The sequence below is a fragment of the Phenylobacterium sp. genome (assembly GCF_044372605.1).
Classification (GTDB): Bacteria; Pseudomonadota; Alphaproteobacteria; order Caulobacterales; family Caulobacteraceae; genus Phenylobacterium.
Genome location: NZ_JBILRO010000249.1, coordinates 1 through 4,927 on the forward strand (window position 1 = coordinate 1; position 4,927 = coordinate 4,927).

A 4,927-nucleotide genomic window follows, 5' to 3' on the forward strand; every position below is an offset into this window, starting at 1 on the left:
GCTGCGTGTCGCCCACCACGATCCCGTCGCCCACGCCAGGAGCCGCCCGCAAACGGGCGCCGGGCAGCCGATCTACGACGGGCTGGAACAGGTTCGCATCGAGGCCATCGGCGCCAACGCCATGGGCGGGGTCAAACAGAACCTCACCGCCGTGATGGACCACAACTGGTCGCGCCGGGTGTTCAATGATGTCGAGGCCATGGCCAATCCGCCGCTGGCGGAGGTGATCTCGCTGATGGTGCGCGAGCGCCTGACCGGCGAGCCGCCGCCCGCCAACGCCCGCGCGCTGGTCGACATGTTCCGGGCCGAGGTGGAGGCCAAGGCCGGCGCGGATCTGGACCGCCTGACCGAAGCCGTCGAGGACCAGAAGGCGTTCGCCCGGATCGCCCGCACCATCATCCGCGATCTGGAGATGGGCGATGATCTGTCGGACGCGCCCGACCAGCCTGACGACAGCGAAGACGGCGAAGAGGGCGAGCCAGAAGCCTCCGAGGATCAGGACGAGGGCGACGGCGAAAGCCAGTCCCCCCAGCAGTCCTCGATGGACGACGATGAGGCCAGCTCGCGCGAAGCCGACGACGCCGACAGTCAGATGATGGAGTCGGAAGCCGATCCCGACGCCGACGACAGCGAAGAGCCTCCGGAAATGGGCGACGGCGAACAGCCGGCACGTCCCGATCCCTCCGGCGACAACCGCGCCATCACCTACAAGGTCTTCACCACCGCCCACGACGAGGTGGTGGCCGCCGAGGAGCTTTGCGATCCCGAGGAGCTGACGCGCCTGCGCGCCTACCTCGACCAGCAGCTGGCCAGCGTGTCCAATGTGGTCTCGCGCCTGGCCAACCGGCTGCAGCGCAAGCTGCTGGCCCAGCAGAACCGGTCCTGGACCTTCGATCTCGAGGAGGGCCTGCTGGATGTGGCCCGCCTGACCCGGGTGATCGTCGACCCCACCGCCTCCCTGGCCTTCAAGGAGGAGGAGGACACCGAGTTCCGCGACACGGTGGTGACCATCCTGATCGACAATTCAGGCTCGATGCGGGGCCGCCCGATCATGGTGGCGGCGGTGTGTGCCGATATCCTGGCGCGCACGCTGGAGCGTTGCAGCGTCAAGACCGAGATTCTGGGGTTCACGACGCGCGCCTGGAAAGGCGGATCGTCGCGGGAAGACGGGCTGAAGGCCGGCAAGCCCGCCCAGCCTGGCCGCCTGAACGACCTGCGCCACATCATCTACAAGGCCGCAGATGCGCCCTGGCGGCGCGCGCGACGCAACCTGGGCCTGATGATGCGCGAGGGGCTGCTGAAGGAGAACATCGACGGCGAGGGCCTGATGTGGGCCCACCAGCGCCTGATGGGCCGCCCGGAGGCGCGCCGCATCCTGCTGGTGATTTCCGATGGCGCCCCGGTCGACGACAGCACCCTGTCGGTGAACTCGGGACACTACCTGGAGCGCCACCTGCGCGAGGTGATCACCGAGATCGAGGGCAAGAGCCCGGTGCAACTGATCGCTACTGGCATCGGCCACGACGTGACCCGCTACTACAAGAACGCCGTCACCATCGTGGACGTCGAGCAACTGGCCGGCGCCATGGTCGAGCAACTGGCCGACCTGTTCGATGAGGATGTCCGCCGCGTCACCCGCAAGAATGCGAACCTGCTGGCGCCGCCGCCAAATACCCAGGGGCCGCAAGGCTCGTCGCGTCGGACCTCGACGTTCAAAGAGGTCCGGAGAGCCACCGCGTGAGGCGGCTGGCGGGCCTCGGATTTGTCCTCTGCCTCGCCGCCTGCGCGCCGACGGCCAAGCTGCCGTCTGTCCCGGTCGCGGCGGGCACAGGGATCACGATCAACGCCAGGGTCGTGCCGGAGTTCGACGACAAGGACGGAACGACGACGCCGCGGGTCTGCGTCGACAGCCACTGCGACGGGTTCGTCTGGGCGGGAGGGCTCAACCTCACCTCGCCCGACACTTCGCGCCTGCACGGCCTCTCGGACCTGACGCTACTGCCCGACGGACGAGTTCTGGCGGTCAGCGATGATGGCGAATTGCTCGAGGCGCGACTGGTGCTGGACGCCGCGGGCCGTCCGTCCGGCCTGGCCGACGCCAGGCTAAGGCCGCTCACCAATCTTCAGGACCAGCCGATCAGCGGCCAGAAGCTGGCGGCCGACGCCGAGGGCCTGGCGGTGATGCCCAATGGCGATCGGCTGGTGAGCTTTGAACGCGACCACCGCATCTGGCTCTATCCGGCGCGCGGCGGCCCGGCCCGCAAGGCGCCTTCTCCTGCGGCGACCTTTGCCGACAATGACGGTATGGAGGCCCTGGCGCCCGATCCGGCGCGCGGGCGCGACGCCTATGTCGTGGGCCGCGAAGACGATGGTCAGGTCTGGCATTGCCGGCTTTCCACGGCTTGCGAGACCGGTCCGAAGCTGGACATGCCCAAGGGGTTCGCGCTCACGGCGGTGACCCGGCTGTCCGGCGGCCGCACCGCCTGGCTGCTGCGCGCCTTCGACCCATTGCGTGGGCCCCGGGCTGAACTGCGGGTGACCGACCAGTCCCTGCGGGTGCTGGACCGGATAGTCATCGAACGGCCGGCCTCGATCGACAATATGGAAGGCATCGCAGCGGTGGAACGCGCGGGCGGGAAGATCCGCTTCTATCTTCTCGCCGACGACAACTTCTCAGCCCAGCAACGCACCCTGCTGCTGGCGTTCGACTGGACGCCGCCTAAGGTCTCTGGCCCGTAATTCGCTTCTGAGCGGACGTCCCCGCCGACGCAGGAAGCAAAGAAAAAGGCCGCCCTCGCGAGCGGCCTCTTCAGAACCTTGACGCGACGCAGATCAGGCCGCGGCGGTCTCGGCGATCTTGGCTTTCACGGCGCGCTTGATCTTCAGCGCCTTGGCCGAGAGAACCTCGTCGCGCGAGTTGAGCAGAACGGGGTCGAGGCCGCCCCGGAAATCGACAGTGCGCAGCGCCGCGTTGGTGATGCGCAGGCTGAACGCCTGACCCAGCGCGTCGGACTGAAGCTTCACAGCCGCCAAGTTTGGCATGAACCGGCGCTTGGTCTTGATGTTCGAGTGGCTCACGTTGTGGCCGACCATAGGACCGACACCCGTGATTTCGCAGCGGCGCGACATAAGCGAATACCTTCGCGTGGAAATGAGTGTGCAACGGACGAGGGTCCGCGCAAGGAGCGGGCGATATAGAGGAAGGGGGCCTTGTGCGTCAAGGCAGAGCGAGGCCTGAAACCTTCGAAGTCGCCCCTCACCGATACTTCGTTGTGCATCGAAGCGATTCAGACACAACATCTCGTAGGGAACGAAAGCTGAATTGCTGGGTGTCAGTGATTCGGTCGCGGTTTGTTGCGCCCTCGTTCCGACACCCTCGACCACCTCATCAAGATTTGCCTCAAAGGGTCACCCCGCGAGATTCGCAGCCGAAAAGAGCGCGAATCTGCGCCTGGCATCCCGTAGAACCCGATTGCATTCAACGTGAAGGAGACGACCCATGGCTTCCGCTGCTGACACCGGTGGCCTGAGAGGCAGGTGGCCCTACTTGCCCTTCAGCACCATCGTTGAGACCGCCGCCTTCCGGATCGCCGCCGGGGTGAAGTTCAGGTCGTCCCAGCCCTTCTGCGAATAGAGCCGCGTCTGGTCTGCGGCGTTGGGCGAGGTGGGATTGGTGGACTGGGAATAGCTCAGGACGCCCTGGCTTATCGGCCCCCTGGGGGTGAACTCCACCGCCATGATCCAGCTGGAGCCGTGGCGGATCTTGGTCCAGCCCAGCTCGGGCTTCAGGTCGACGGGGGTGATGACGTTGAAGATCCCCTCCGGACCCGGGCCGCCATGGATCGGGATACGTTCGCCGCCGGCGCGGGGCTCGGTCTGGACCTGGGCCAGGGTCGCGTTCATCGGGATTTTCAGGGTGCGCAGTTGCTTCACGCTGTCGACAAGAGCGGCCAGCACCTTGGGATTTTCCACGTCGAGAGTGTTGGGCGTATTGATCGGGTCAGCCGGGTCGAAGGGGACCTTGAACGCCAGCCCGCCCTTATCGGCAAACAGGCGGAAGATATGGGCGCCGCGACTGTCGAGGTTCACCTTCAGGTCCCACGCCGCCAGGGCGTCACAGGCTTCGGCCAGGTCCGGCTGGGGTCCGGCGGCGGCCCGGCGACAGAGCGCTACCAGAGGGTCGCGGGTCATTTCGGCGCCGAGATTGCGGTTCCCGAACAGCACGGTCTGCACGCCGACCAGATCGAACTTGGGCGCGCCCAGGCCATCGGTTCCGGCAACCCGATCCTCGATCTGCTTGAGGCTGAGCCGGGTGCGCAATGAGCGGGCCGTGGCTTCTTCGCCGAATATCCGCCCGAAACCGGCCAAGGGCTGTTTCGGATTGGTCAGCCAGTAGCTGTCGTTGGAATTGCTGGCGTAGTCGTTGCGGAAGATCTGCGGCAGGGCCGATGCAGGGTAAATTCCGGTCGTCGCCGCCTTGGGATCGCTGTCCCACTCGCAGGCGGATCGTGATCCGTCCAGCACGGGAATCCGGGTGGTCTTCCACGCCGTGCGCGCGATGTCCGAGACCGAACAGGCCTCGGCCTTGGCGTCGGTGACATAGGGCAATGGGCCGATATCGCCGTAGAAGGCCTCCCCGCCGGCATCGACCGCGGTCGTGTTGAAGCCAGCCGCCTGGAACTTGCTGAGCGCTGCCGCCAGCTGCCGGACGTTCCTGGCCTGGTACATAGTCAGGTACTGGTCGACGCTGCGAAGATCGACCGGCGCGTCGCGGACCGCAAACGCCCGCTCGGCTGTCCAGGGGTTGGTCGGCGCCTCGACCACCGGCCCGAAGCGGGTGTCGTAGAGGGTGCGGGTGAGGGGTTCGAGGCCGGCCGAGGTCTTCACCTGTATGGTGACGACGGTCTTCTCCATCGGGATCGACTTT

Annotated in this window: 4 protein-coding genes; 2 read left to right on the forward strand and 2 right to left on the reverse strand. The window is 66.5% G+C overall.

Translation table 11 applies throughout. From position 1 onward, the window contains the following. On the forward strand, positions 1-1,741 hold a 1,741-nt coding region (gene cobT / locus ACIQ42_RS15920; protein WP_397423226.1), incomplete at its 5' end, for a cobaltochelatase subunit CobT. Next, positions 1,738-2,739 carry an esterase-like activity of phytase family protein gene (locus ACIQ42_RS15925; RefSeq protein WP_397423227.1) on the forward strand — a complete coding sequence of 334 codons (1,002 nt, stop codon included), beginning with the start codon at positions 1,738-1,740 and terminating at the stop codon, positions 2,737-2,739. The genes cobT and ACIQ42_RS15925, both read left to right, overlap by 4 nt. A gap of 93 nt (positions 2,740-2,832) precedes the next feature. Here the strand turns inward: ACIQ42_RS15925 and rpmB are convergent, their stop codons facing one another. Together rpmB and ACIQ42_RS15935 are read right to left on the reverse strand one after the other, a co-directional pair. After that, the gene (gene rpmB, locus ACIQ42_RS15930) at positions 2,833-3,129 is read right to left on the reverse strand and encodes a 50S ribosomal protein L28 (RefSeq protein ID WP_397423228.1); all 297 of its coding nucleotides are present in this window, start codon (positions 3,127-3,129) and stop codon (positions 2,833-2,835) included. Positions 3,130-3,543: 414 nt separating this feature from the next. After that, positions 3,544-4,927, reverse strand: a 1,384-nt coding sequence (locus tag ACIQ42_RS15935; RefSeq protein ID WP_397423229.1) for a penicillin acylase family protein, incomplete at its 5' end; no start/stop codon positions are given.